The organism is Pantoea sp. SGAir0430 (assembly GCF_043549295.1).
On sequence record NZ_CP039427.1, the window covers coordinates 1,045,511 to 1,070,159 of the forward strand.

26 protein-coding genes are annotated in these 24,649 nt (G+C 59.6%); 13 read left to right on the plus strand and 13 right to left on the minus strand.

Annotated features, from left to right (window positions below; genetic code table 11):
• Positions 1 to 133 precede the first annotated feature (133 nt).
• The gene (locus E7738_RS05020; RefSeq protein ID WP_021506057.1) at positions 134 to 583 is read right to left on the minus strand and encodes a GNAT family N-acetyltransferase; all 450 of its coding nucleotides are present in this window, start codon (positions 581 to 583) and stop codon (positions 134 to 136) included.
• Positions 580 to 1,710: a class C beta-lactamase gene (gene ampC, locus E7738_RS05025; RefSeq protein ID WP_058774688.1), complete on the minus strand. Its 1,131-nt coding sequence runs from the start codon at positions 1,708 to 1,710 to the stop codon at positions 580 to 582. The genes E7738_RS05020 and ampC overlap by 4 nt, the downstream gene beginning before the upstream one ends.
• A gap of 184 nt (positions 1,711 to 1,894) precedes the next feature.
• Here ampC and E7738_RS05030 point away from each other — a divergent pair, with 184 nt between their 5' ends.
• The 5 genes from E7738_RS05030 to E7738_RS05050 all read left to right on the plus strand — a co-directional run bounded on the left by E7738_RS05030 (position 1,895) and on the right by E7738_RS05050 (position 7,102).
• A complete protein-coding gene (locus E7738_RS05030; protein ID WP_394516165.1) occupies positions 1,895 to 3,649 on the plus strand; it encodes a glycerol-3-phosphate dehydrogenase/oxidase in 1,755 nt (584 codons plus the stop codon).
• Positions 3,633 to 4,472: a class I fructose-bisphosphate aldolase gene (locus E7738_RS05035; RefSeq protein ID WP_394516166.1), complete on the plus strand. Its 840-nt coding sequence runs from the start codon at positions 3,633 to 3,635 to the stop codon at positions 4,470 to 4,472. Before E7738_RS05030 ends, E7738_RS05035 begins: the two co-directional genes overlap by 17 nt.
• A 58-nt stretch (positions 4,473 to 4,530) precedes the next feature.
• On the plus strand, positions 4,531 to 6,018 hold the full coding sequence (locus tag E7738_RS05040) for an FGGY-family carbohydrate kinase (RefSeq protein ID WP_394516167.1): 1,488 nt from the start codon (positions 4,531 to 4,533) through the stop codon (positions 6,016 to 6,018).
• 95 nt (positions 6,019 to 6,113) lie between these two features.
• A complete protein-coding gene (locus tag E7738_RS05045; RefSeq protein ID WP_021506062.1) occupies positions 6,114 to 6,596 on the plus strand; it encodes a type II RES/Xre toxin-antitoxin system antitoxin in 483 nt (160 codons plus the stop codon).
• Positions 6,596 to 7,102, plus strand: coding sequence for an RES family NAD+ phosphorylase (locus E7738_RS05050; RefSeq protein ID WP_058758538.1), 507 nt, complete (start codon positions 6,596 to 6,598; stop codon positions 7,100 to 7,102). The genes E7738_RS05045 and E7738_RS05050 overlap by 1 nt, the downstream gene beginning before the upstream one ends.
• A 5-nt stretch (positions 7,103 to 7,107) precedes the next feature.
• Here E7738_RS05050 and E7738_RS05055 read toward each other — a convergent pair whose 3' ends face one another.
• Complete coding sequence (locus tag E7738_RS05055; RefSeq protein WP_394516168.1) at positions 7,108 to 7,350, minus strand: hypothetical protein; 243 nt, start codon at positions 7,348 to 7,350, stop codon at positions 7,108 to 7,110.
• Positions 7,351 to 7,598: 248 nt separating this feature from the next.
• Between E7738_RS05055 and hpxO the strand changes: the two genes are divergently transcribed.
• On the plus strand, positions 7,599 to 8,756 hold the full coding sequence (gene hpxO, locus E7738_RS05060; protein ID WP_058774691.1) for an FAD-dependent urate hydroxylase HpxO: 1,158 nt from the start codon (positions 7,599 to 7,601) through the stop codon (positions 8,754 to 8,756).
• 51 nt (positions 8,757 to 8,807) lie between these two features.
• Here the strand turns inward: hpxO and dcp are convergent, their stop codons facing one another.
• The 3 genes from dcp to E7738_RS05075 all read right to left on the minus strand — a co-directional run bounded on the left by dcp (position 8,808) and on the right by E7738_RS05075 (position 12,575).
• Positions 8,808 to 10,859 carry a peptidyl-dipeptidase Dcp gene (dcp, locus tag E7738_RS05065; protein ID WP_215800113.1) on the minus strand — a complete coding sequence of 684 codons (2,052 nt, stop codon included), beginning with the start codon at positions 10,857 to 10,859 and terminating at the stop codon, positions 8,808 to 8,810.
• A gap of 50 nt (positions 10,860 to 10,909) precedes the next feature.
• Positions 10,910 to 12,268, minus strand: coding sequence for a guanine deaminase (guaD, locus tag E7738_RS05070; RefSeq protein WP_394516169.1), 1,359 nt, complete (start codon positions 12,266 to 12,268; stop codon positions 10,910 to 10,912).
• A 124-nt stretch (positions 12,269 to 12,392) separates the two neighbouring features.
• Positions 12,393 to 12,575, minus strand: a complete 183-nt coding sequence (locus E7738_RS05075) for a hypothetical protein (protein WP_394516170.1) — start codon at positions 12,573 to 12,575, stop codon at positions 12,393 to 12,395.
• A gap of 66 nt (positions 12,576 to 12,641) precedes the next feature.
• Between E7738_RS05075 and ydfG the strand changes: the two genes are divergently transcribed.
• On the plus strand, positions 12,642 to 13,388 hold the full coding sequence (ydfG, locus tag E7738_RS05080; RefSeq protein WP_010618462.1) for a bifunctional NADP-dependent 3-hydroxy acid dehydrogenase/3-hydroxypropionate dehydrogenase YdfG: 747 nt from the start codon (positions 12,642 to 12,644) through the stop codon (positions 13,386 to 13,388).
• A 45-nt stretch (positions 13,389 to 13,433) separates the two neighbouring features.
• On the opposite strand, the gene E7738_RS05085 is transcribed toward ydfG, so the two are convergent.
• Entirely contained in the window at positions 13,434 to 13,760 is a 327-nt protein-coding gene (locus E7738_RS05085) for a YnfA family protein (RefSeq protein WP_031279118.1), read from the minus strand.
• Between the two features lie 133 nt (positions 13,761 to 13,893).
• Here E7738_RS05085 and E7738_RS05090 point away from each other — a divergent pair, with 133 nt between their 5' ends.
• On the plus strand, positions 13,894 to 14,229 hold the full coding sequence (locus E7738_RS05090; RefSeq protein ID WP_010618460.1) for a DUF1283 family protein: 336 nt from the start codon (positions 13,894 to 13,896) through the stop codon (positions 14,227 to 14,229).
• 52 nt (positions 14,230 to 14,281) lie between these two features.
• Positions 14,282 to 14,578, plus strand: coding sequence for a DUF1161 domain-containing protein (locus E7738_RS05095; protein WP_058769782.1), 297 nt, complete (start codon positions 14,282 to 14,284; stop codon positions 14,576 to 14,578).
• Positions 14,579 to 14,609: 31 nt separating this feature from the next.
• Here the strand turns inward: E7738_RS05095 and E7738_RS05100 are convergent, their stop codons facing one another.
• Positions 14,610 to 16,070 carry an MDR family MFS transporter gene (locus E7738_RS05100; protein ID WP_278426990.1) on the minus strand — a complete coding sequence of 487 codons (1,461 nt, stop codon included), beginning with the start codon at positions 16,068 to 16,070 and terminating at the stop codon, positions 14,610 to 14,612.
• A 119-nt stretch (positions 16,071 to 16,189) separates the two neighbouring features.
• Complete coding sequence (locus tag E7738_RS05105; protein WP_309787117.1) at positions 16,190 to 16,435, minus strand: hypothetical protein; 246 nt, start codon at positions 16,433 to 16,435, stop codon at positions 16,190 to 16,192.
• Between the two features lie 17 nt (positions 16,436 to 16,452).
• Between E7738_RS05105 and E7738_RS05110 the strand changes: the two genes are divergently transcribed.
• The 4 genes from E7738_RS05110 to osmV are packed head-to-tail and all read left to right on the plus strand — an operon-like array spanning position 16,453 to position 19,905.
• On the plus strand, positions 16,453 to 17,169 hold the full coding sequence (locus tag E7738_RS05110) for an ABC transporter permease (protein ID WP_021506071.1): 717 nt from the start codon (positions 16,453 to 16,455) through the stop codon (positions 17,167 to 17,169).
• A gap of 16 nt (positions 17,170 to 17,185) precedes the next feature.
• Positions 17,186 to 18,112 carry a glycine betaine ABC transporter substrate-binding protein gene (locus tag E7738_RS05115; RefSeq protein WP_058758530.1) on the plus strand — a complete coding sequence of 309 codons (927 nt, stop codon included), beginning with the start codon at positions 17,186 to 17,188 and terminating at the stop codon, positions 18,110 to 18,112.
• 9 nt (positions 18,113 to 18,121) lie between these two features.
• On the plus strand, positions 18,122 to 18,769 hold the full coding sequence (gene osmW, locus E7738_RS05120) for an osmoprotectant ABC transporter permease OsmW (RefSeq protein WP_021506073.1): 648 nt from the start codon (positions 18,122 to 18,124) through the stop codon (positions 18,767 to 18,769).
• Entirely contained in the window at positions 18,769 to 19,905 is a 1,137-nt protein-coding gene (osmV, locus tag E7738_RS05125) for an osmoprotectant ABC transporter ATP-binding protein OsmV (RefSeq protein ID WP_021506074.1), read from the plus strand. Before osmW ends, osmV begins: the two co-directional genes overlap by 1 nt.
• A gap of 51 nt (positions 19,906 to 19,956) precedes the next feature.
• On the opposite strand, the gene E7738_RS05130 is transcribed toward osmV, so the two are convergent.
• The 4 genes from E7738_RS05130 to E7738_RS05145 form a co-directional block, all read right to left on the minus strand.
• Complete coding sequence (locus E7738_RS05130; RefSeq protein ID WP_394516171.1) at positions 19,957 to 21,333, minus strand: nucleobase:cation symporter-2 family protein; 1,377 nt, start codon at positions 21,331 to 21,333, stop codon at positions 19,957 to 19,959.
• A 179-nt stretch (positions 21,334 to 21,512) separates the two neighbouring features.
• Positions 21,513 to 22,214 (minus strand): dethiobiotin synthase, encoded by a 702-nt coding sequence (gene bioD, locus E7738_RS05135; RefSeq protein ID WP_222985306.1) that lies wholly within the window; start codon positions 22,212 to 22,214, stop codon positions 21,513 to 21,515.
• A gap of 105 nt (positions 22,215 to 22,319) precedes the next feature.
• Positions 22,320 to 23,537, minus strand: coding sequence for a sugar metabolism global transcriptional regulator Mlc (locus E7738_RS05140; RefSeq protein WP_021506077.1), 1,218 nt, complete (start codon positions 23,535 to 23,537; stop codon positions 22,320 to 22,322).
• A gap of 135 nt (positions 23,538 to 23,672) precedes the next feature.
• Positions 23,673 to 24,569, minus strand: a complete 897-nt coding sequence (locus E7738_RS05145; protein WP_021506078.1) for a LysR family transcriptional regulator — start codon at positions 24,567 to 24,569, stop codon at positions 23,673 to 23,675.
• Positions 24,570 to 24,649: the final 80 nt, after the last annotated feature.

The following is a 24,649-nucleotide window of genomic DNA, read 5'->3' on the forward strand; positions in this document are numbered from 1 at the left end:
CGAGCATGATCACAGTTATTTATCTGAGGGATTTTCGTTTGAAAGGGTTCAGGGAGCGAAACGGTGGGATGAATAACGCAAGCGCGCCTTGATCAGGCACGCGAGGGCCACCCTCCATGGCAGCCCGGGAAAATTATGGCTGATCGAATAAATGACGGTACTGCACAAAGTCGGTTTGTTGCGCCAGCCGATCGTACAGCGCCCGCGCGTGGCTATTAGACGCCTGCGTCAGCCAGTAAACGCGCGAACAGCCGAGCTTCTCTGCCTGTTCATAGACCGCCAGAATCAGCGCCTTGCCGGCGCCCAGACCGCGCGCGGCCTCGCTGACGTAGAGGTCCTGCAAATAGCAGTAGTCGCCCTGAGTCCAGGTTGAGCGATGGGTAAGAAAATGCACCAGCCCGACCATCGCGCCGTCCTGCTCGGCCACCAGACAGTGCATGGGTTCCGCGCGGGACAGCAAGCGGCGGAAGCTCTCGCCGGTGGTGTTGTCGTCAATGGTGGTCTGATAAAAGCGCTGATAGCCCTGCCACAGCGCCAGCCACGGCATAAAATCTTCGGCGCGCAGCGCTCTGATGGTGATCATTCGCCCTTCCCGATGTTGCTGATGATTTTTTCCGCAGCCACCACCCGATCGTCATTCGGGAACCACTTATTTGCCAGCATAATCAGCGCAACCCGCTGCGACGGAATAAAGACGGCATAGGTGGCGAATCCGTTGGTGGAGCCGGTTTTGTTGTACCACGCCTGCTGCGGCGCAGCCTGCGGCGGCGTAATCAGCGTGGCTTTCATGCCCTTCATGATGCGCGCGCCGCTGTTGCCATCCACCAGCTGCTGCGTAGTCACCGGCAGCGGGTAATATTCCCACATCATCGCCTGAGTAAAAGCGGCCTCGGTGTGGTAATAGCCCTGATGCGTCGCGGCCACCGCCTGTTGCCATGCGGGCGCGACCGGCTGTTGCTGCAGCTGAATGGCCAGCCAGCGAATCAGATCGGCAGAGGTGGATTTCAGGCCATAGGATTCCGCATCCAGCGGGCCTGGCGTCACCCGCACCGGGCGATCCTGCTTGTTATAACCCTGGGCGTAGCGCCCCATCTGCGATGCAGGCACCTGCACATAGCTGTGCGTCATGCCCATCGCCGGCAGCAGCTGCTTTTCCATCGCGCTGATGAATGGCTGATGCAGACTCTTAGCCGCAATCATGCCGAGCATACCGATACCGAGGTTGGAATAAACCCGCACCGTGCCCGGCTGGGCCTCTGGCTGCCACTGTTTGTACCAGCGCATCAGCTCGCGGGTGTTGGTTACGTCATCCGGTACGAACAGCGGCGTGCCGCTGGTGTGCGTCGCCAGATTCAGGAGCGAGACGCGATCAAAAGCGCTGCCTTTCAGTTCCGGCAGCCACTGGCTGGCCGCGTCGCTGAATTTCAGTTTGTTCTGCTGCGCCGCATAGCTGGCTAAGGTGGCGGTAAACGTTTTACTCAGCGAGCCGATTTCAAACAGCGTCTGCTCGTTGATCGGCTGTCCGCTCTCTTTCGATGCCACGCCGTAGTTATAAAATTCGGTTTTGCCGTCGTGCAGAATCGCCACCGCCATTCCGGGAATCTGATACTGCTGCATCAGCGGTTTGATGATGCTGTCTGGTGATGTCGTTGCCAGCGCACTGCCGCTGACCAGCAGCGCGAGTGCGCTTAATCGGGCCCATGAAAACATGAAAATTCCTTTTCCTGCAGGTTAACCATGATGTCTGACCGGCAGTATATCGTTACCCCTGCCAGGCTTCCCGACAATTCTCATTGGTAGTGAACAAAATCACATCCTTTATGACCTGATTTGCCGTTTGCTGCGCCCGCTCCTATACCTTTGACAAGTAAGCGTTCATCGCAAGGAGCTGACAATGGAACAGGTTTTGACCCGCGAACAACGGCTTAGCCGCCTGCGCGCGCGCAGTTCGCTGCCGGTGCTGATCGTCGGCGGCGGCATCAACGGCATCAGTACTTTTCGTGAGCTGGCATTACAGGGCATTCCTGCGGTGCTGGTGGAGAAAGGTGACTGGTGCCAGGCGGCCAGCGGCGCGCTGTCGCGCATGATTCACGGCGGCCTGCGCTATCTGGAGACCGGCGAGTTTGGCCTGGTGAAGGAGTCGGTGATGGAGCGCGATCGCCTGCTGAAAAACGCCGCGCACTATGTGTTTCCGCTGCGTACCACCGTACCGATCGATAATCTCGGCGGTGGACTGGTTAACGCCACGCGACGTTTCCTGCGCCTGAGCGATAAGCCCACCCGGCGCGGCGCGCTGCTGATCAAAACCGGCCTGAGCCTGTACGACCTCTACACGCGACAGTATGGCGCTATGCCGCGCCACCAGCTGCGTAACGAAGCCGCCACGCGCGATCGCTGGCCTGGCTTCGCGCCCTGGGTGAAATACAGCGCCAGCTACTACGATGCGTGGATCAGCGCGCCGGAGCGACTCGGGTTTGAGCTGATTGAAGATGCGGAACGCGCCTGCCCGGAGGCGCTGGCGCTCAATTATCTGCGGGTGGTCAGCGCTAGCGACGAGACGGTGCTGCTGGAAGATACGCTGAGCGGTGAGCGCTTTAGCCTGCAGCCGCACGTGCTGGTCAATGCCGGCGGCGCGTGGATCGACCAGCTGAATCAGCAGCTGGCCGTGCATTCACCACCGACCAGACTGATAGGCGGCACCAAAGGATCGCACCTGATCCTCGATCATCCCCAGCTGTTACAGATGCTGGACGGTGAAATGGTCTATTTCGAAAACCAGGAAGGCCGGGTGTGCATCATGTTTCCCTGGTTCGGCAAAGTGCTGGTGGGCTCCACCGATATCCGCGTTGATGACCCTGATAGCGTGGTATGCGAAGCCGAAGAGCAGGCTTACATCCTTGAGTCGCTGCGCTTTGTGTTTCCTGACATTGTGGTGCCAGCATCCGCGGTGGTTTACACCTTCTGCGGCGTGCGCCCGCTGCCGGCCAGCGAGGCCAAAGTTAATGGTCAGATTTCGCGTAACCATTCGCTGGTGCTGCTGCCGCCAGACCACGCGCGCGCCTGGAGCACGCTGTGTCTGGTCGGCGGTAAATGGACTACCTTCCGCCGCTTCGGGGAAGAGGCCGCCGACCGCGTGTTGCGCCTGCTGGGAGAAAAGCGTCGCGTCTCCAGCAGCGACCTGCCGATTGGCGGCGGCCGGGATTTTCCGGCGCCGTCCGCCCAGCCCGCCTGGCTCAGTGCGCTGGCGCAGCAATATGACATTCCGCTGGCGCGCGTGACGCAACTGGCGAAACGCTACGGCAGCCGGGCCCTGCCGCTGCTGCAGCAGATTCAGCAGCACGGCGAACAGCCGCTGCAGCATCATGCCGGTTACAGCGCCACCGAACTGCGCTATCTGATTGAGCATGAACAGGTGTGCCAGCTGGAAGATGTGCTGGTGCGCCGCACGTCGCTGGCTATCTGCGGTGAATTAACGCCGCCGCTCATGCAGGAAATTTCGCAGCTGCTGGCCGACTCGCTCGGCTGGCAGGACAGCCAGCGCGCTGAACATCTGCAGCGCACCGCAATCAGCCTGGCGCAGCGCCATGGGCTGCACGCGCTCGCATCCGCGTTTTCACAGGAGGAAATTCAGGATGTCACTCACCCCTAAAGTTCGCCTCAACCGGTTATTTCACCACGGCAAGTGCCTGGATGTGGCGATCGACCACGGCATCGCCAACGAGCCCGATTTTCTGCTGGGGCTGGAAGATATTGAAAGCGTGATGCGCAACCTGATTGCCGCACAGCCGGATGCGATCCAGGTCAATTATGGTCAGGCCGATCTGCTGCAGCGCGTTGCCGGACGCAAACCGGCGCTGGTGATGCGCACCGACGTCGGCAATGCCTATAACGCGGCGCGCCACCGCGAGATGTGGGCGGTGCTGCACAATCCGGAGGCACCGATTCTTGCCGCGCTGCAGATGGATGCCGCCGCGGTGGTGGTCAATCTCTATCAGATCCCGGATGAACCGGGCATTTTTCGCATGTGCGTGGAGAACATTGGCCGCCTGCGCCAGGCCTGCGATCGCTATGCCATGCCGCTGATGGTGGAGCCGCTGGTGATGGCCCCCGCCGGCCAGGGCGCGGCGTACGGCTCGCTCGGTGACGTCAGACAAATCGTGCCGCTGGTGCGGCTGGCGCGGGAGCTGGGCGCCGACATCATTAAAGCCGACCCCACGGATAACGTAGAGGATTTCCATCGTGTGGTGGAGGCGGCGCGCTGTCCGACGCTGGTGCGCGGCGGCGGCAAAGGGGAACTGGGCGTGGTGCTGGCGAAAAGCGCCGCGCTGATGGCGCAGGGTGCCAGCGGCATGGTGTATGGCCGCAACGTTTATCAACATGATAATCCATCACGCGTGGTCAGCGCGCTGATGGCGATTATTCATCAGGGTGTCAGCGGCGCGGATGCGCTGGACATCTACCAGCAGGGTTAAGCGTGACCTGCACCGGCGCTTAAGCGGTGCGCCGTCTTCGCCTGAAACGGAGTCGGATATGAGCCAGATTCTCGGCATCGATGCCGGAAACACCATGATCAAAGCGGTACTGTTTGACCTGAGCGGCCGCGTGCTGTCGGTAGCGGAGTGCGCCGGCGAAACGCATCAGCCGCAGGAAGGCTATGCTGAACGGCCAGTTGAAGATATCTGGCGCGGCGTCAGCAACGCGGTGAGTCGCTGCCTGCAGCAAGCCGGCACGCGTGGCAGCGAAGTGATTGCCGTCGGGGCCGCCGGTCACGGCAACGGGTTGTATGCGCTGGATCGTCAGCAGCGCCCACTGTTTGGCATCCAGTCGATTGATCATCGCGCCAGCGCCACGGTGCAGGCGCTGGAATCCAGTGGTGCGGCGCAGCAGATTTACGCGCTGTCATTGCAGAAACCGTGGCCCGCCGCCACACCGGTGCTGATCAGCTGGATACGTCAGCATCAGCCGGAACGCTGGGCGCAGATCGGCCATCTGCTGTGTGCCAAAGATGTCATCGCCCATTTTCTATGCGGCAACGTCAGCGCGGACTATTCGGATGCCGCCGGTGCCGGGCTGATTGATTATCGCCAGCGCAGCTACAGTCGTGAATTGCTGGCGCTGTACGGCATCGAAGAGGCGCTCGCCCTGCTGCCACCGCTGCGTGAATCCTGCGAGGTTACCGGCGTGGTCTCGGCCCGCGCAGCACAGCTCACCGGTTTACCGGCTGGCATCCCGGTGGTGGCCGGCATGTTTGACGTGGTTGCCAGCGCGGTCGGCTCGGGCGTAGTGAACTGCGGTGAGGCCTCCATTGTCGCCGGTACCTGGAGCATCAATCAGGTGGTGGTCGACAAATCTGATTATCTGCGCCCGGTGTTTATGAATTCGATCATCGAACGCGATCGCTACATGGCGATCGAGGCCAGCGCCACTTCTGCCGCCAATCTTGACTGGTTCCTGCGTGAATTTGATGATGGCCGCGCTGGCCAGGGCGCGGCGCGCAGCAGCGACAGCGTGGCACAGGTCAGGCCTGACGCGCAGCTGCCGCTGTATCACCCTTACCTCTATTCGGGGCGGAAAGCCGAACCTGCCAAAGCCGGCTTTTACGGCCTCGGCGGCTGGCATACGCGCGCTGACATGCTGTTTGCCCTGTTTGAAGGCGTGACCTTCGCCCACCGGGCGCACATTGACCGGCTGCGCGCGGCCGGCATTACGGTCAACCAGGCCACGCTCTCCGGCGGCGCGACACGCAGCAGTGTCTGGCCGCAAATGTTTGCCGATGTGCTGGGGATGCCGATTCGCGTCGCAACCTGCCACGAAACCGGGGCGCTGGGCGCGGCCCTGTGTGCGGGCGTGGGCGTGGGTCAGTGGCCGAATCTGGCTGCCGCCGTGCAGCAGGCGGTCACCCTTGCGCCGGAGGCGCTGCAGCCCCGCGCGGCGCGCTTCGCGTTTCATGACACCCGCTACCGGCTGTTTAAAAAACTTGAGCTGGCGATGAGCGACATCTGGCGCACCGCCAGATAATGGCGGTGCGGCGTGAACAAACCATGACACCGGCGGGCAAATGCTGTACACTTGATGCATAAAAATGTTCACATGAACATTATCAGGAGGTTGTGATGTCCACCGCATCGGCTTTTAATCCCACCAGCGGATCGCGCATCTTTGATCCGTCGCTGATTCAGCACGCCCGCCCCTCTTTTATGGATCAGATGGGGCTGCCGCGTAACCGGCTTAAGGCGCATAAGTTGATCACCGACGGCATGGATGTCGGCATTGTCGAACGCGCCGCCACGATTCTGAAAGCGACGCCGATCGACATCGCACAAATGGTCTCGATTGACCGCAACACCTACCGGCGCCGCGAGAAGTCCGGATCGCAGCTCTCGGTCGAACAGGGCGCACGCATCTATCAGGTGTTTGAAGTGCTGGATGCGGTGATCCAGCTGTTCGCTGGCGATCCGGAAGTGGCGATGCACTGGATGTATCAGCCTGCGCTGGCGCTCGACAACGCGCAGCCGATTAACATGCTCAGTACGCCCGCCGGCTGCGATGCGGTGCTGACGCTGATTGGCCGCCTGGAGCACGGAGTGATTGTCTGATGACACGACGGAAGGATCCGGCCACACCCGTCAGGGTGTTCTATCGAATTGTCAAAGCGGAGTACGCCAGCCAGGCGTTTAACGGTGCTGGCGCAGAAAAATGGGGTGGCCGCTGGAATCCGCCCGGAATGAAAGCGGTTTACCTCAGCAGCTCTAAAGCGCTGGCGACGCTGGAACTGGTGGTGCACGCCGGGAAAACGCTGCTGGAGCAAAGCCGCTTTGTGGTGTTTACCGTGGCGGTACCGGAGTCCGACATCATCGCCCTCGACAGCAGTAAACTGCCGGCCGGCTGGGAAAAATATCAGCAGCAGGAGGAGACGCAGGCCATCGGCGCGGCGTTTCTCGATCCGCACAACGGCTTTCCCCTGCTGATGACGGTACCCAGCATCCTCACCGGCGAAGATAATGCGCTGTTTAACCCCGATCATCCGGGCGCGGCCGCGCTGATTGCCACAGCGACCTCCGCTCCCTTTGCAATCGATCGCCGTATCAAAGACGATCCGTAAACGCTCTAGCGGCACTGGCTGGCACAGTTTTGTACGCAAATCTGCGCCAGCGAGCCACAGCCGCCGCCGTTGTCATTCTTGCACTGCGATTGCTGCACGTAACAATTCTGCTGACAGGAAGAGACATCACACTTCGCTGCTACCGGCGTGAGCTGCGGCACATCCCCTTTTCTCTCCGGCTGCCACGGCGTTTGCGCCGCTGCGCTCAGGCTGCTCAGCAGCAATAACATCATTATCCACTTCATCATTCAGTCCTCGCAGGATAGATGTAGAGAGTATGAACGCTGGCCGGATGATTGCCAGCGTGAAACCTTTGGTTCACCTTCCGCCTGATGATGCCCTGTTAAAGTGCAGACTCTGCGCCCATTACTGAAGCAGCGCCTGACCAAACCAGAATAGAAATTATTTTATTCAATAAGTTAACTCACTGTCACCCTGGCTCTGCAAGATGGTACAAAAGTTGCAGGGTTTAGGGTGCACAGTAAAGGAGACGGTAATGAAAGCGATTGTGATTGGAGCGGGCATCGGCGGCATGAGCGCGGCGCTGGCGCTGGAAAAAGCGGGTTTCAGCACCGCGGTATATGAAGCGGTGAAAGAGATGAAACCGGTCGGCGCGGCCATCTCTATCTGGCCTAACGGCGTGAAGTGCCTCAATGCGCTGGGTCTCAAGGCACAGCTGCGCGCGCTCGGCGGCAATATGGCGTTTATGGCTTACAACGATGGCCACAGCGGCAGCACCCTGACCCGCTTCAGTTTGTCACCGCTGGTGCAGCAGGTCGGCGAGTATCCTTATCCGGTCGCACGCGCAGAGTTACAGGCGCTGCTGATCGACAGCTACGGCCGCGAACGCATCCGCTTTGGCAAACGCGTTGTGCGGGTGGAGCAGCATGCCAGCGGCGTGACCGCCTGGTTTGATGACGGCAGCCAGGCTGAAGGGGATTTTATGGTGGCCGCCGACGGCACCCACTCGGTGATTCGCCATCACGTGCTGGGCGAACACGTCGAGCGCCGCTACGCAGGCTACGTTAACTGGAATGGCCTGGTCACCATCGATGAAAGCATCGCGCCCGCCGATCAGTGGACCACCTTTGTCGGCGAGGGCAAGCGCGTCTCGCTGATGCCGGTGAGCGGTAACCGCTTCTACTTTTTCTTTGATGTCCCGCTGCCGAAAGGGCTGGCGCAGGATCGCGCAACGGTGAAAGACGATCTGCGCGGCTATTTTGCCGGCTGGGCCGAACCGGTCCAGCGGCTGATCGCCAGCATTGACGCACAAACCACCAATCGCGTGGAGATTCATGATATCGAACCCTTCAGCCGCTTTGTCAGAGGACGTGTGGCGCTGCTGGGGGATGCGGCACACAGCACCACGCCGGATATAGGTCAGGGCGGCTGTGCGGCCATGGAAGATGCGGTGGTACTGGCGCAAACCCTGACCGCCCACTCGCTGGGCATTGAGGACGGGCTGCTGCGCTATGAAGCGCGGCGCGTGGCGCGCACCCGTGATTTGGTGCTGAAAGCGCGCAAGCGTTGTGATGTCACCCACGCCAAAGATGCGGCGGTCACCGCGGAATGGTATGCCGGACTGAAAGAGGAAACCGGCGAGCGCGTGCTGGCCGGCATGTGTGACACCATTGAAGGCGGTCCGCTGGGATAAGAGTGCAGGCCAGCCAGCTGCACCGCTGGCTGGCCCTTCGGTTACGGCGCGTTACGCCTCGTCGAGGCCGCGGTGTTTCAGCATCGGCCCGATGTCCGGCGCTTTACCGCGCCAGGCCAGCCACAGATGCTGCAGATCGCTGCTGTTACCGCGCGACAAAATCTGCTCACGGAAGCGCTGACCATTTTCGCGCGTCAGACCGCCCCGCTCGACAAACGCCTGATAACCATCGTCGGCCAGCATCTGCGTCCAGATATAGGCGTAATACCCGGCCGCATAGCCGCCACCCCAGATATGACGGAAGTAGCTGGAGCGATAGCGCGGCGGCACGGCACTCAGGGCAATATTCTCCGCCGCCAGCGCCTGCTGCTCAAAATGGCTGACATCCTGCGGATTATCGTGCGGTGACAGCGAGTGCCACTGCAAATCAAGCAGTGCCGCCGCCAGCAGTTCGGTCATGTCATAGCCTTTGTTGAATTTCGCGGCGCGCACCATTTTGTCGCGCAGCGCAGCGGGCATCGCTTCACCGGTCTGATAATGACGTGCATAGTGGGCAAACACCTGATCCTGACTGGCCCAGTGTTCGTTGATTTGCGACGGAAACTCGACAAAATCACGCGGTGTGGCGGTGCCGGACAGGCTGGCATAGCGCTGGGTGGCGAACAGGCCGTGCAGCGTGTGGCCAAACTCATGGAACAGCGTGATCACCTCATCCCAGCTGAGCAGTGCCGGCTGACCGGGCTGCGGCTTACTGTAATTGCAGACGTTGTAAATCACCGGCCGGCTTTCCAGCAGCGTCGACTGGTCGACGAAATTGCCCATCCATGCGCCACCGCTCTTGTTATCCCGCGTGAAGAAATCGGTGTAGAACAGCGCTAACGGTGCACCGTCGGCATCAAAAATCTCATAAACATTGACGTCCGGATGGTAGACCGGCAGATCGTGGCGCTGTTCAAAGCGAATGCCATACAGCTGGCTGGCACACCAGAACACGCCCTTTTCCAGTACAGTGTTGAGCTCAAAATAGGGGCGGATTTGCCCTTCGTCCAGCGCGTATTGCGCGGTGCGTACCTGCTCAGCGTAGTAATTCCAGTCCCAGGCGCGCAGCGGGAAGCTGTGGTTTTGATCGGCGATCAGCTGCTGAATATCCGCCGCTTCACGCCCGGCGCGCGCCGTCGCGGCGGGCACGATGTTGCGCATAAAGGACTGGGCGGCTTCCGGCGTTTTCGCCATCTGATCCTGCAGGCTCCATGCTGCGAAGCTGTCGAAGCCCAGCAGACTGGCCTGCTGCGCACGCAGTTGCGCCATGCGCGATACGATGGCGCGCGTGTCGTTGTCGTCACCCTGCTCGCTGCGCGTCAGCGCCTGCTGAAACAGCGCTTCGCGCGTGGCGCGCACCGTCAGCGACTGCAGCACCGGCTGCTGGGTGGTATTTTGCAGAGGGATTAGCCATGCGTCGTGCAGCCCGCGCGCCTCAGCGGCGTCCTTCGCCTGTGCCAGCGCCGCCGGCGACAGGCCGTCCAGCGCCGCCGCGCTGCTGACGGTATAAGCGGCGGCGTTAGTTGCCGCCAGCAGCCGGTTACCGAAACGCGTGCCCAGACTGGCCAGCTCCTGATTGCAGGCGCGCAGTTGCGCTTTATCGCTCTCACTCAGGCTGGCACCGGCCAGCTGGAAGCGCTGCCAGGTGACTTCCACCAGACGCATCGCTTCGGCATCCGGGCACTGCGAACCGCGCTGCTGATAGACGCTGTCGAGCCGCGCAAACAGCGCCGGGTTAAGGTAGATTTCGTCATTGAGCGCCGTCAGCTGCGGGGTGATCAGCTCGTCAACCTGCTGGAGTCGCTCGCTGGTATTGGCTGAGGTCATCGCGGCAAAAACGGGGTACACCCGATTTAGCAGGCTACCGCTGCGCTCCAGCGCTTCATAGGTATTAGCAAAGGTTGCCGGCTCGGGGTTGCTGGCAATGGCCGCCACTTCCTGGCGCTTTTCGGCGATTCCGGCTTCCAGCGCTGGCAGGAAATGCGCTTCGTCGATCAGATCAAACGGCGGTGTCTGGTACGGCAACGGGCTGACGTTAAAAAACGGATTGGCACGTGAAGTCATTATCGCTCCTGATAATCAGCAACGCCGCAGCCACCTGCGGCGGGATGCTTTTATCCTGGCAGTTTCGTCGCCTGGCAACAACCTTGCGCGTGCGTATGGTTTTCGCGCTGCCATACGCACTTACCGTTGACCCAGGTTTGCGCGATGTTACGGTCATCACCCAGCGTCATCAGGACAAACAAACGCTGATGGATATCGTCGCTGTTGGCCATGCGCAGCTGCTGCAGCGGTGATACGGCAGGATCGATCACCACAAAATCTGCCTCTTTACCGGGGTTGAAGTTGCCGATTTTGTCATCAAGATCCAGCGCATGGGCGCCGCCCAGCGTGGCGTGATAAATCGCTTCTGCGGCACTGAGTTTGTACTGCTGCAGCTGCCCCACCTTATAGGCTTCACCCAGCGTCTGCAGCATATTGAAGGTGGTGCCGGCGCCGACATCGGTGCCCATGCCCATGCGCACGCGCTGCTGCCAGCGGCGTTTAAGATTGAACAGTCCGCTGCCGAGGAACAGGTTGGAGGTCGGACAGAAGGCCATCGCCGAGTCGGTGTCGTGCAGGCACTGCCATTCGCGATCCTCAAGATGCAGGCAGTGAGCAAATACGCTGCGTTTGCCGGTGAGCTGATGCTGGTGATACACATCAAGATAGCCATCATGGGCGGGAAACAGCGTTTTTACCCAGGCGATCTCCTGCTGATTTTCGCTGAGATGGGTATGCAGCCAGGTGTCGGGAAACTCGTTTTTCAGCTGCTGCACTTTTTCCAGCAGCTGCGGCGATGAGGTCGGCGCAAAGCGCGGCGTCAGCGCATAACCGAGACGCCCGCGCTGGTGCCAGCGCTGAATCAGCTCACGCGTCTGCTGATAACTTTGCGCCGGCGTTTCGGTCAGTTCCGGCGGTGCGTGGCGGTCCATCATTACCTTGCCGGCAATCAGCCGCATCTCCAGCTGTTCGGCGGCGCTGAACAGCGCGTCTACCGATTGCGGATGCACCGTACCAAACACCAGCGCAGTCGTGGTGCCGTTGGCCAGCAGCTGTTGCAGGAAAAACGCTGACATGCGCGCCGCGTGCGCCGCACAGTGGTACTGGCTCTCGACCGGAAAAGTGTACTGATTGAGCCACTCCAGCAGCTGTTCACCGAACGCGCCGATCATTTCGGTCTGCGGATAGTGAATATGGGTATCCACAAACCCCGGCAGGATCAGCTTACCGCGCAGATCGATCACCTGCATTGATTCAAGGTGTTGATGTGCCGGCTGCCAGCGCTCCAGACTCACCACTTTGCCGTCGCGCAGCGTTAGCAGACCGTCTTCGAGGTAGCGTGCCTGGTCGGCGAGGCCATCGGGCTGGTCGGCCAGCGCGGGGAAATCAAAAAAACTGGCGCGCAGACGGGTTACAACAGAGTCAGACATGACGCTTCCTTCAGGGTGTAATGCAGGTTTCAGATAGATATAGCAAAGATATTGCAAACCGCATGCCAGGCAAGCCCACCCAACAATCACTTTAAATTCAGATAAATACCCAATTTCAGCGCGATTATCGTCGCAAAAATTGCAGGCAATCGTATGCGTAACCGATTGCCTGTTCGTGGTATTGCGCTTGCGCATTGTGCTGGCGTTTTACGCCGGGAAAAGGTGCCTGATCGGGCACGATCATGGTGCAGGGCTGCACCGCAAACGGGCAGGAAAGATTCTGCAACACGCCGCTCACGCTTTTCATGAGCGCCGCTGCGGGGTTAATGCTAAGGTGTGGCAGAGAACCTGAAATCGTATAAGGAACAGTGAGATGATTATTTTTGTTACCGGTGCGACCGCCGGTTTTGGTCAAAGTATCACCCGCCGCTTCATTGCTACAGGTCACAAAGTGATCGCCAGCGGACGCCGTGCTGAGCGTTTGCAGGAATTAAAACAGGAACTGGGCGACAACCTGTATACCGTGCAGCTGGATGTGCGTAACCGCGCGGCTATCGAAGAAGCCATCGCTGCCCTGCCCGCCGAATGGCGTGATATCGATGTGCTGGTGAACAATGCCGGGCTGGCGCTGGGCGTCGAACCGGCGCATAAAGCCAGCGTTGAAGACTGGGAAAATATGATCGACACCAACAACAAAGGGCTGGTGTATATGACGCGCGCCGTGCTGCCTGCCATGGTAGAGCGCAACGTCGGTCACATCGTCAATATTGGCTCGATAGCCGGCAGCTGGCCGTACGCCGGCGGCAACGTGTACGGGGCAACCAAGGCGTTTGTGCGCCAGTTCAGCCTCAACCTGCGCACCGACCTGCACGGCACCGCGCTGCGCGTCACCGATATTGAGCCTGGCCTGGTGGGCGGCACCGAGTTTTCGAACGTGCGCTTCAAAGGTGACGATGGCCGCGCGGATGCGGTGTATGAAGGCACCACCGCGCTGACGGCGGAAGACGTGACGGAAGCGGTCTATTGGGTGACCACGCTGCCGAAGCACGTCAACATCAACACGCTGGAAATCATGCCGGTGACGCAAACCACCGCCGGACTGAAAGTGTTTAAAGGATAAGCAAGCTTAGCGTGGCGGCCCGTGGGGTCGCCCTGCGCGCCCGGTTCAGGCCTTGCCCCAGCCGATAACGATAATCAGCATGCCGCTGAAGGCCACCAGCGCACCCACCCAATCCCACGCACTCAATTTGACGCCATCGACCAGCCGCAGCCAGATCAGCGCCGTTAACACATACACGCCGCCATAAGCCGCATACACCCGGCCGCTGGCAGCCGGATGCAGGGTCAGCAGCCAGACAAACAGCGCCAGGCTGGCTGCGGCCGGTAACAATAGCCAGGCGCTCATACCACGCTTCAGCCACAGCCACGGCAGAAAACAGCCGGTGATCTCGGCAATCGCAGTGATAAAAAACAGCAGCGCGGTTTTCACCAGCATACAAAGTCTCTCTGATCGTTAAACAAACCGCTCACCGCTGGTGAGCAAAGAAGCAGCGATGATATACTGACAGACAGTGTTGTGACAGCCGCCCTGCGCGCTGTGCTGGAGTTAACGAAAGGAAATGACGATGAAAAAACTGTTTTCCGCCCTGCTGGCTACCACGCTGACCGCCAGCGTATTGCTGACTGCGCCGCTGGCTGTCGCTAAGACGGATCGCCTGATTATCGAAGATGGCAACAACGCGGCCAGCAACGAGGCGGCGCGTCAGAGCAAAGAGCAGTGGAACGATACGCGCAACCTGCGTAACAAGGTAAATACCCGCGTGGAGAAAGAGTTCGATAAGGCAGACCGGGCCTTTGATACCCGCGACGCCTGCGAAAAAAGCTACAACGTTAATGCGTACTGGGAACCGAACACCCTGCGCTGCCTCGATCGCCGCACCGGCCGTCCGCTGGCGCCGTAACGCGCGACAGCTGCTATAGTTTTCACGGGAATGACGCAACAAGGAGTGAGTGATGAAAAAACGTAATGCAGTTGTGTTGCTAATGGCGCTGGCGTTACCGCTGGCGGTGCAGGCGTCCTGCGAAAGCGTGCGCGCCGATATCAGCAAAAAGATCATCAACAATGGCGTGGCGGAATCGGATTTTACGCTGGATATCGTGCCGAACGATCAGGTTGATCAGGCAGGCGGTCAGGTCGTTGGCCACTGTGAAAACGACACGCAGAAAATCGTTTACAAGAAAAACGGTCGCGATGCGGATAGCAGCGTGCCGGACAGCGCGGGCAGCTCGCAGGATGCTCCCGCACAGTAATCCCTTCGGGCGGCTGGTCGGCCGCCCTGCTTTATTCCGCTTCCGGCCGCTGACGCGGCATCAGCCACGCAATCCACAACGTCAGCAGCGCAATCAGCAATGCCACCACAAATACCCAGTGCAGCGAACTGGCAATCTGTCCGGTCCAGAAGTGTAACTGTTCCTGCGGCAGCGCCTGACGGCTCTCCGGTGCCATAATTTTCTGCATCGGATCGCTGGCCTGCGGCAGCCGCAGCGACAGGTTAAGGTTGAGCACCGCGCCCATTATCGCGGTGCCGATGGCTGAACCCAGCATGCGGCTGAACATGATCGAGGCGGTGCAGATGCCGCGAATTTCATAGTGCGCATGATTTTGTACCGACACCAGAAAGGTGGTGCTGGTCATGCCCATCCCGGTGCCAATAACAAACGCCGTCAGCCCGGCCTGCATGATGCTGCTGTCGGCGCGCAGCAGCAGTAACAGCGCGCTGCCGGCAATCAGTAAAAACGCGCCAAGCTGCGCGGTAAAGCGATACGAGGTGATCAGCATCAGGCGCCCGCTGAGCGTACTGGCCAGCGGCCAGCCAATCGACATCATCGCCAGCGCGCTGCCCGCCTGCAGCGGCGTGCCGCCAGTAATGCCCTGAATCCACGTCGGCAGAAATGCGCTGATGCCCATCATGGTGGCCCCGATAATCAGGTTCCCGGCATTACCGGCCACAATCAGGCGGCTGCGCCACAGCGCCAGCGGAAACAGCGGCGCATCGGCGCGCTGCTCGTGATGTTTCAGCCGCCAGCCGGCCAGCAGCGCCAGCGCCAGGAACGGCACCAGCCAGAACCCCAGCGCTTCCGCCTGTAACAGCGCCACCAGCAGTGCGGTAACGCTGATCATCAACCAGCAACTGCCGGTCAGATTCAGCGTTGCGCCCTGATGCTGTTCGCGCGCCGGCAGAAAACGCGCCAGCAGCAGCATGGAGAGCAGGCCAATCGGCACGTTTACCCAGAAAATCACCGACCAGTTAAAGTGCTGAACCAGCCAGGCACCGCTCAGCGGACCAATGACGGCCGCGACACCCCAGACGCTGGAGAGCCAGCCCTGCACGCTGGCGCGCTCGCGCGGCGAGTAAATGTCCGCCACGATGGTGGTGGTCAGCGGCATGATCGCGCCGGCACCCAGGCCCTGAAAGGCACGAAACACAATCAGCCACGTCATGCTATGGGCAAAACCGCACAGCATCGAGCCCAGCAAAAACAGCGTTACGCCGATGAAAAATAATCGTTTGCGACCCCAGATATCCGCCAGTCTGCCATACAACGGGACGCTTACCGCCTGCGTTAACAGATAAATAGAAAATACCCAGCCAAACTGCGCGAAACCGCCAAGATCGGCAATGATGGTTGGCATTGCCGTGGCCACAATAGTGACCTCAATGGCAGCCATAAACATCGCCAGCATGCAGGCAATCAGAATCCAGTGGCGATGTTCCGTTTGTAATTGTGCGCTTTCAGTCATACGTCTCCCTTTTTCTTACAAGGCTAGTCGAAATTTCGCCGACTCAGTTTCCTCTGCGTGCGCCTGTTTGTGACAATGTCACCTATCTTGATGAAAATTTTTTATTGTCGAACGACACCTTATTTCATGCGGGTTTCGCTTAGTTTTACCGCTTTTGTATCTACCTGATTTTGCCGTGAAAACTGGCAATGATCATCAAGCGTTGCTATAGGTCTAAAGGCAGTTTCTGGTTTTTCACTGTGAAAAAGCTGGGAAACAGTCATTTTAACTGCAATTTGACAGCGTGCTGGATTTTCGTCTGTGTATTGCACCGCATAACGCCGGTACGCTGAAAATAACGTCATAAAATCAATCGATTTTTTCAATCAGGGAGACGCACGCTATGCACAACGCATCGCTCGCCCGACGTGCCGGGCTGGCACTGCTCGCCATCGTGGTGGTGATAGCCCTGCTGGTGTGGGGATTAGGGCTGGATACGCTGCGCGACCGCAAGGTGGATTTACTTTACCTTGGGCAGCAACACCTGTACTTAGTGTTCTGGTCGATGTTATGCGCTTTACTGGTTGGCATCCCGAGCGGGATTTTGCTCAGCCGTCCCTTCGCCCGTCGCTGGGCTGAATATGTGATGCAAATCTTCAACGTCGGTAACACGCTGCCACCGCTGGCTGTGCTGGCGCTGGCGATGGTGATTGTCGGCATTGGCGACCGTCCGGCGCTGATCGCGCTGTTCCTCGCCTCCCTGCTGCCGATTGTGCGCAATACCTACGCCGGTTTGAGCGCGGTACCGCCGTCGCTGATTGAAGCGGCCAACGGTATCGGTATGACCAAACTGCAGCGGCTGCGTCGCGTCGAGCTGCCGAATGCGCTGCCGGTGATCCTGGCCGGGGTACGCATCGCGACCGCGATTAACGTCGGCACCGCGCCGCTGGCCTTTTTAATAGGTGCCAGCAGCTACGGCGAGCTGATTTTCCCCGGTATTTATCTCAACGACTTCCCGACGCTGATCCTCGGCGCAGTGGCCACCGCCCTGTTTGCCCTGATCCTCGACATGCTGCTGGCAGCATTGGGACGCGTCCTCAGCCCGCACTCTGCGGCTTAACCCGGAGCATGTAATTATGGCCACTGCTAATCTGCTGGCGCGCTGGGTCAAACGCACCGCGCTGGCCCTGACCGCCACCTTAACCCTCAGTCACGGCGCGCTCGCCGCCACGCCCATCGTAATGGCGACCAAAAGCTTTACCGAGCAACATATCCTGTCTGCGATGACGGTGATGTGGCTGCAAAAGAAAGGTTTTCAGGTCATCCCGAAAACCAATATCGCCACCACCATCGGGCGCAACGCGATGATCAACAAGCAGATTGATATGACGTGGGAATATACCGGCACCTCGCTGATTATTTTTAACCATATCAACAAGCCGATGTCGTCTGAAGAGGCGTACAAAACCGTTAAACAGCTGGACGCGAAGCTGGGACTGGTGTGGCTCAATCCTGCCCCGATGAATAACACCTACGCGTTTGCCATGCAGCGCCAGCGCGCTGACGCCGAAGGCATCAGCACCATGTCGCAGCTGGTGGCGAAGCTGGAACAGGTACGCAACACCGATCCGGATCACAACTGGAAACTCGGTCTCGATCTGGAGTTTGCCGGCCGCTCGGATGGTCTGAAACCGCTGCAAAAAGCCTACAACATGCCGCTGGATCGCCCACAGATTCGTCAGATGGACCCCGGTCTGGTCTACAACGCAGTACGCGACGGCTTTGTCGATGCCGGACTGATCTACACCACCGATGGCCGGGTAAAAGGCTTTGATTTGAAAGTACTGGAGGATGATAAGCACTTCTTCCCAAGTTACAACGTCACGCCAGTAGTGCGTCAGGATGTGCTGGAAAGCCATCCTGGCCTTGAGGCCGCGCTGAATGCGCTGTCGCCGCTGATCACCGATGAAGCCATCACCGAGATGAACAAGCGCGTCGATATCGATCACCAGTCGCCGCAGCAGGTGGCGCGTGATTTTCTCAAATCCAAAAACATGCTGTAAGGAGGCGCAATGGATACCCTGCATTACATCATGGATAACTGGAACACGCTGCTGGCGCTGACCTGGCAGCACACCTGGCTGGTGCTGGTGGCGGTAGGTTTTGCCATCCTCGTCGGCGTGCCGCTGGGCATTCTGATTGTTCGCTTCAAATGGCTGGCAACACCGGTGCTGGGCATCGCCACCATCGTGCTGACCATCCCGACCATTGCGCTGTTTGGTCTGATGATTCCGCTGTTTTCACTGATCGGTCAGGGGATTGGCGCCCTGCCGGCGATTACCGCGGTGTTTCTCTATTCACTGCTGCCGATTGTGCGTAATACCCATACCGCGCTGGAAAATCTGCCGCCCGGGCTGCGCGAAGCCGGTCGCGGTATCGGCATGACCTTCTGGCAGCGCCTGCGCTGGGTGGAAATTCCGATGGCGCTGCCGGTGATTTTTGGCGGTATCCGTACCGCCGTGGTGATGAACGTCGGCGTGATGGCGATTGCGGCGGTGATCGGTGCCGGCGGCCTGGGCCTGCAACTGCTGGACGGCATCAGCGGCAGCGATGTGCGTATGCTGATAGCCGGCGCACTGATGATCTGTTTACTGGCGATTATTCTTGACTGGCTGCTGCACCGTCTGCAGTCGGCGCTGACTCCTAAGGGGATTCGATAATGATAAAACTGGAAAACCTGACGAAAACCTTTACGCAAAAAAACGGCACCACGTTCAATGCCGTTGATAACGTCAGCCTGGAAGTGCCTGCCGGGGAGATGTGTGTGCTGCTGGGTCCGTCCGGCTGCGGCAAAACCACCACACTGAAGATGATTAACCGTCTGATCCCCGCCAGCAGCGGGCGGATTTTAATTAATGGCGAAGACACCAGCGGCCAGGATACCGTCACGCTGCGCCGCAATATCGGCTATGTGATTCAGCAGATTGGTCTGTTCCCGAACATGACCATTGAAGAGAACATTACCGTGGTGCCGCGCATGCTGGGCTGGGACAAAAAACGCTGCCGGGAACGGGCGACGGAGCTGATGAGCATGGTGGCGCTTGACCCGACGAAGTTTCTGCATCGCTACCCGCGAGAGATGTCGGGCGGCCAGCAGCAGCGCATCGGCGTGATCCGCGCGCTGGCGGCGGATCCACCGGTACTGCTGATGGATGAACCGTTCGGTGCCGTCGACCCGATCAACCGCGAGGTGATTCAGAACGAGTTCCTCGATATGCAGCGCCAGCTGAAGAAAACCGTGATGCTGGTGAGCCACGATATTGATGAGGCGCTGAAGCTCGGTGACCGCATCGCGGTATTTGGCCAGGGCAAAATCGTGCAGTGTGCCAGCCCGGACGAACTGCTGGCGCAGCCGGCCAACGAATTTGTCGGCTCGTTCGTCGGTCAGGACCGTACGCTGAAGCGTCTGCTACTGGTGCAGGCGGGCGACGTCACCGATCAGCAGCCGACCATCACCGTGCAGCGCAGTACCCCGCTGCAGGAGGCGTTCGCGACCATGGACGACAACGACATGCGTTCGGTCACGGTGGTCGACGAAGATGGCAAACCGCTGGGCTTTGTCAAACGTCGAGAAGCGCGCGGCGCCACCGGCCGCTGCGAGGAGATGCTGCACACCTTTAAGGTCACCGGCAAAGCGGAGGAGAACCTGCGCGTGGTGCTGTCGAAGCTGTATGAACACAACACGGTATGGATGCCGATTGTTGATGAGGAAGGTCGCTACAGCGGCGAAATTTCGCAGGATTACATCGCGGATTACCTCAGCTCCGGCCGTACACGCCGTCGTCTCAACCCGTAACCCCGACCGAACCGCGCCACGGAGGGCGCGATTCTGAAGGTCAACTGTGCGTCAGTGGCTCTCTTCAACCGCGCCGACCGCCGCAACCGTTTTAGCTTCATTCGGCAGTACCACGTTCAGCAGCATGGCGAGAATCCCGCCGGTGGTGACTGCATGACCAAACAGGTTGCTGACCAGCGGCGGGAACTGTTTCAGCACGTCCGGAACCGCTTCCACCCCGAGGCCGATGCCAAACGACACCGCCACAATCAGCATCTCACGCCGCCCCAGCGGGGCCTGCGTCATCACGCGAATACCGGCGGCGACCACGCTGCCAAACATCACCAGCGTTGCCCCGCCCAGCACCGGCGGCGGAATCTGCTGTAGCAGGTTGCCGACCAGCGGGAAGATGCCCAGCAGCACCAGCATCAGGCCAATCACCATCCCCACGTAGCGACTGGCGACGCCGGTCATCTGAATCACCCCGTTGTTCTGCGCAAAGGTGGTATTGGGAAACGCCGAGAACAGTGCCGCCAGCAGGCAGCTGAGGCCATCGGCCAGAATCCCGCCCTGCAGCCGGCGCTGAAACCCGTCGCCTTCCAGCGGCTGGCGTGAAATCAGGCAGTTGGCGGTCAGGTCGCCCACCGCCTCAATCACGCAGATCACCGAGACCAGCGCAATCGGCACAAACAGCGTCCAGCTAAAATCAAAGCCAAAATGCAGTAGCGAAGGCAGCACCAGCCAGTGCGTCTCCGCCATCGGCTTCAGCGGCAGATGACCGCTCAGCGCCGCCGCGATGCAGCCCGCACCAATGCCGGCGACCACCGCCACCAGCCGCGCCCAGCGCGAGTGGGAACGGTTAAGCACGATAATCACCAGCAGAGTCAGCGCCCCCAGCGCCAGATTACCCGGCGCACCAAAATCGCGGGCGTTATGCCCGCCCGCCCAGTCGGTAATACTGACTTTTATCAGGCTGATACCAATCAGGGTGATCACCGTACCAGTCACCACCGGGGTCAGCACTTTTCGCAGCGGTGTGATGCAGCGGCTAATCAGCATCGGGATCAGCGCCGCCACCAGGTTGCAGCCAAAAATCATGGCGAGGATCGCCTGCGGTGAACCGCCCTGCGCTTTCACCGTCATCCCCGCCGAGAGAATGACGCCGAGAAAGGCGAAGCTGGTGCCCTGCAGACAGATCATGCCTGCGCCAATGCCGCAGAAACGGCGCGCCTGCAGAAAAGTACCGAGTCCGGAAACCAGCAGCGACATGCTAATGAGATACGGAATCCAGGCCTGTAACCCCAGCACGGAACCGATAATCAGCGGCGGTGTGATGATACCGACCACGCTGGCCAGCACGTGCTGCAGGGCGGCAAAGAACGCCGGTGCAGGACCGATGCGGGCATCCAGCCCGTACAACAAACCTTTCTCTTCTTCTGGGTGCAACATAGCAGGGCTCCGGCAAACGATTTATCAGTTTGCCTGATGCATGAAACGCGCCAGGGCGACAGCGGGCAGAAAAAATTCAGGACAGATGATTGAATATAAACAGGTTTACGGCATAAAAAAAAGCAGCTGCTCCTGAAACTTCGGATTCAGCTGCGTGCGATATGCCGCATTTTGTTTCATCAGGCGGCGGGCTTTGCACTCTCGCTGTGCAGCGCATCACTCCCGAGTAACGTTATATCCAGATAACCACTCAAATCACGCTGTTCGGCGCGCGGCAGATAAGGCAGTTCACCCAACAGCGGCGCGTTCAGCTTATCGCGCAGAACATCAATGATTTCAGCATAGTGCGCCAGTCCGGGATTGATGCGATTGGCGACCCAGCCCGCCAGCGTCAGGCCATCGGCGGCAATCGCTTCGGCGGTCAGTAAAGCGTGGCTAATGCATCCCTCTTTAATGCCCACCACCAGCACCACCGGCAGTTGCGCCTGCTGTACCCACTGCGACAGCGGCCGTAAGTCATTCATCAGGCTGCGCCAGCCGCCCGTGCCTTCCACCACCACGCGTGCAGCGCGATCCTGTAAGCCAGCCAGCCCGCGATTGAGTAACGGATAATCGATGCGCTGCGCCGGGCTGGTGCTGATTTCATCCTCTTCCAGCGTCACGGGATTGACGTCGCTGTAGTTCAGCGTGAGGCCGGATGCCTGCTGCAGCAGTACGGCATCTTTATTACGGAGACCTTCCGGCGTGTGCTGCGCGCTTTTGGCAACCGGCTTGTAGCCAGCGGCACACAGATTCGCTTTGGCAAAGCACTGTAACAGTGCGCGGGAAACCACGGTCTTACCCACCGCGGTGTCGGTACCGGTGACAAAAATCGTTTTCACCTTTCTCCTCCTTCATTAAAGCGATGTGTAACCTGCAAAGGAGGCAGTTTAAGGATTTGTCCCAGGCGAGAGCTTGCGTTAGCGCAAACTTAAGGCGGGCTGGCGTTAGCCCTGCAACAGTTTTATCAGTAAATGGCCGCTATAGAGCGCGTCTTTGATCAGCGCCGCGCCGCCCAGCGTGCCGGGATCGTTAAAGGCCGCGGGCGTCAGCTGAATAGCGTGACTATACGCCGGCAGCGCCTGCTGGCGAATGGTGCTGCTGACTGCCGGGAACAGCACGTCCGCCGCCTGGTTAAGCGGTGAACCGATAAGAATTTGTTGAGGATTAAAGATGTTGACCATCATCGCCAGCATGCGCCCGATATGATGACCGACGCCGGCAATGACGTCCCGCGCCAGCCGGTCGCCCTGCTGCGCAGCGGCACACAGCGAGGCCAGCGTCAGCGGCTGCTGGTGCAGCTGGCTGTCCGGCTGCGATGATAAACGCTGTGCCGCCAGCTGCAGCAGGCTGCCGGTGCTGGCCACCGTTTCCAGACAGCCATGGTTGCCGCAGTAACACTGCTGGCCGTAAGGATCGATCTGCGTATGACCGATCTCCACCAGCGCGCGTCCGCTTTTGTGCAGCAGCTGGCCACCGCTGATCACCCCGGCGCCCACCGTTTCGTCAATGACAATCTGAATCACGTCCTGCGCACCCCGTGAGGCACCAAACAGCGCCTCTGCCAGCGTCCATGCGGAGATATCGTGCTGGACGAATACCGGCAGTCCGGTGCGCTGCGCCAGGGTTTCGCCCAGCGGCATATCCTGTACGTCATAGCCCGGCATACGGTGCACCACGCCGGAGGCGGCGTTGATCAGTCCCGGCAGGGTAATGGCGATAGCGGTGAGACGTTCAAGTTTTTGCTGATGGCGAATGAAAAAGGCGTTGACCAGCTCCTGCAGCGTCTGCAGTAGCGGCGTGTCGGCGCTGGCGGGCAGCGGCAGGCGATCTTCCTGTAGCGCGCGGCTGCTGAGATCGCGCAGTGTCAGGGTGATGAACCCCGGCTGGAGGCGAACAGCCAGATAGTGCCAGGCCAGGGTATCGAGGATCAGCCCTATCGCCGGCCGTCCGCGACTGCCTGGCTCCTGAAACTCGGTCTCCTGCACCAGATGCGCATCCAGCATTTCGCGCACAATTTTGGTGATGCTGGCCGGGGCCAGCTGGGCACGTTTCGACAGCTCAATCCGCGAAATCGGACCGTAATGGTCAATCAGACGATACACTGCACCGGCATTGGTCTGTTTTATTTGGTCAATATGGCCAGGCTGACTGTCCAGATTCACGCCCTGCTCCCGGATATTTTCGCGCTTCTAAATAAACAGCAGCTATGGTGATGCAGATTGGCGCGCAGCGTCAAATATTTGATTAGAAATGTGATTTATCGCACACAAAGAACGCGGTTTTCTGTACCCGCGGGTTCATTCCTCGGCATTGTGCAGCAGCAGCGCCATCATATTGCTCATCTGCGCACTCGGCTGGCGCAGCGCTGACCACACCAGCCACACCTCAGAAATGGCATCGCTTTCCTGTAGCGGAATCCAGGCGACTTCCGCCAGTCGCGCGCGGGCAAACGAGGCGGGTAAAATCGACACGCCAAGGCCGGTTGCCACTAGGCCGAGTATCGTCATGGCTTCACCCACTTCCTGGGTAATGTAAGGTTTGATTTGGTAGCGATGCAGCAGCGCCAGAATTTCACCGTACAGGGCCGTGCCGCCCTGCGCATCAAAGAAAACAAAAGGTTCGCTGGCTAACGCCCGGATGCTAATTGACGTGGCCTGTGCCAGCGGATGCGCGTGGTGCACCACCGCGCACAGCGGTTCACGCAGCAACAGGCGGTGCTGAAGATCCTCCGGCAGCGGCGTATTGCGCATGACGCCCAGATCGAGTCGCCCCTCGTGCAGCGGTGCCAGTTGCTGCCGCGTGTTGTACTCCTGCATCTGAATATGCACGTCCGGCCAGCGCTGACGATAGTGATACAGCGCATCCGACACCAGTCCGGTAAACGGCGCCGAGGAGGTAAAGCCAATACGCAACTCTCCCTGCTGACCGTGATGAATGCGCGCCGCGCGGCCGGCCGCCTGCTCTACCTGCAATAAAACCGCGCGCGCATCCTGTAAAAACGACTGGCCGGCCGGCGTGAGCTGTACGCTGCGATTAGTACGGGTGAACAGCTGCGCATCCAGCGCCTGTTCCAGTTGCAGAATCTGCTGACTGAGCGGCGGCTGAGAAATGTGCAGCCGCTGTGCGGCGCGGCCAAAGTGCAGCTCTTCCGCAACGGCAATAAAGTAGCGCAGATGGCGCAGCTCAATCATCATATCTTAAACGTCTCATTTGAGATTATTAATATATTGTACAACCTATTTAGCCTTTCCTACAGTATTCAGACATTTGCTGA

Excerpts from the sequence above, each read along its gene's own strand:
- E7738_RS05095 (WP_058769782.1), top strand. The coding sequence starts at position 14,282 with ATGAAAAAACGTAATGCAGTTGTGTTGCTAATGGCGCTGGCGTTACCG.
- E7738_RS05110 (WP_021506071.1), top strand. The coding sequence starts at position 16,453 with ATGCACAACGCATCGCTCGCCCGACGTGCCGGGCTGGCACTGCTCGCC.
- ampC (WP_058774688.1), bottom strand. The coding sequence starts at position 1,710 with ATGTTTTCATGGGCCCGATTAAGCGCACTCGCGCTGCTGGTCAGCGGC.
- E7738_RS05055 (WP_394516168.1), bottom strand. The coding sequence starts at position 7,350 with ATGATGAAGTGGATAATGATGTTATTGCTGCTGAGCAGCCTGAGCGCA.
- E7738_RS05115 (WP_058758530.1), top strand. The coding sequence starts at position 17,186 with ATGGCCACTGCTAATCTGCTGGCGCGCTGGGTCAAACGCACCGCGCTG.
- E7738_RS05145 (WP_021506078.1), bottom strand. The coding sequence starts at position 24,569 with ATGATGATTGAGCTGCGCCATCTGCGCTACTTTATTGCCGTTGCGGAA.
- osmV (WP_021506074.1), top strand. The coding sequence starts at position 18,769 with ATGATAAAACTGGAAAACCTGACGAAAACCTTTACGCAAAAAAACGGC.
- E7738_RS05020 (WP_021506057.1), bottom strand. The coding sequence starts at position 583 with ATGATCACCATCAGAGCGCTGCGCGCCGAAGATTTTATGCCGTGGCTG.
- osmW (WP_021506073.1), top strand. The coding sequence starts at position 18,122 with ATGGATACCCTGCATTACATCATGGATAACTGGAACACGCTGCTGGCG.
- E7738_RS05045 (WP_021506062.1), top strand. The coding sequence starts at position 6,114 with ATGTCCACCGCATCGGCTTTTAATCCCACCAGCGGATCGCGCATCTTT.
- E7738_RS05100 (WP_278426990.1), bottom strand. The coding sequence starts at position 16,070 with ATGACTGAAAGCGCACAATTACAAACGGAACATCGCCACTGGATTCTG.
- E7738_RS05030 (WP_394516165.1), top strand. The coding sequence starts at position 1,895 with ATGGAACAGGTTTTGACCCGCGAACAACGGCTTAGCCGCCTGCGCGCG.
- E7738_RS05050 (WP_058758538.1), top strand. The coding sequence starts at position 6,596 with ATGACACGACGGAAGGATCCGGCCACACCCGTCAGGGTGTTCTATCGA.
- guaD (WP_394516169.1), bottom strand. The coding sequence starts at position 12,268 with ATGTCTGACTCTGTTGTAACCCGTCTGCGCGCCAGTTTTTTTGATTTC.
- E7738_RS05035 (WP_394516166.1), top strand. The coding sequence starts at position 3,633 with ATGTCACTCACCCCTAAAGTTCGCCTCAACCGGTTATTTCACCACGGC.
- E7738_RS05130 (WP_394516171.1), bottom strand. The coding sequence starts at position 21,333 with ATGTTGCACCCAGAAGAAGAGAAAGGTTTGTTGTACGGGCTGGATGCC.
- ydfG (WP_010618462.1), top strand. The coding sequence starts at position 12,642 with ATGATTATTTTTGTTACCGGTGCGACCGCCGGTTTTGGTCAAAGTATC.
- dcp (WP_215800113.1), bottom strand. The coding sequence starts at position 10,859 with ATGACTTCACGTGCCAATCCGTTTTTTAACGTCAGCCCGTTGCCGTAC.
- E7738_RS05090 (WP_010618460.1), top strand. The coding sequence starts at position 13,894 with ATGAAAAAACTGTTTTCCGCCCTGCTGGCTACCACGCTGACCGCCAGC.
- hpxO (WP_058774691.1), top strand. The coding sequence starts at position 7,599 with ATGAAAGCGATTGTGATTGGAGCGGGCATCGGCGGCATGAGCGCGGCG.
- E7738_RS05075 (WP_394516170.1), bottom strand. The coding sequence starts at position 12,575 with ATGAAAAGCGTGAGCGGCGTGTTGCAGAATCTTTCCTGCCCGTTTGCG.
- E7738_RS05040 (WP_394516167.1), top strand. The coding sequence starts at position 4,531 with ATGAGCCAGATTCTCGGCATCGATGCCGGAAACACCATGATCAAAGCG.